Raw genomic sequence first — 419 nt, 5'->3', positions numbered from 1 at the left:
CGCTGGGCGAGGTGGTGCGCGCGGGTGGCGCCTTTCGGGCCGAGTTGCGCGGGCTGACCGAGGCCTTGAACCGGCCGCAGGGGCGGGCGTTCCAGCGGGGCTGTTCGGCGGTGCTGGGCGATGCGTCCTGCCGGTTCGACCTGGACCTGCCGGGCTATGCGGCCGAGGTGGTGGCCGAGACGGTCGAGGAGCGGCGGCTGTTCCGGTTCGCCGCGCTGCCGGGGTTCGATGACCGCTGGTTCGAGCGCGGGCGTCTGCGGGTGCTGACCGGCACCGGGGCGGGCGCGGTGGGGGTCGTGAAGAACGACCGCATCGGCGCGGGTGGCGCGCGGGTGGTCGAGCTGTGGCAGGCGCTGGGGCCTGCGGTCGCGCCGGGCGATCTGCTGCGGATCGAGGCGGGCTGCGACCGGCGGGCCGAG

Annotated in this window: 1 protein-coding gene; it reads left to right on the top strand. The window is 76.4% G+C overall.

The features are described from left to right. Positions 1 to 11 precede the first annotated feature (11 nt). A partial coding sequence (locus tag ACLD7X_RS19250) for a phage BR0599 family protein (RefSeq protein WP_425625536.1) occupies positions 12 to 419 on the top strand: 408 nt, incomplete at its 3' end.

Source organism: Aphanothece microscopica RSMan92, assembly GCF_046613545.2.
Taxonomy (GTDB): Bacteria; Cyanobacteriota; Cyanobacteriia; order PCC-6307; family Cyanobiaceae; genus NIES-981.
The sequence above is the reverse complement of the archived record's forward strand: the minus strand, read 5'-3'. Positions and strand labels throughout refer to the sequence as shown.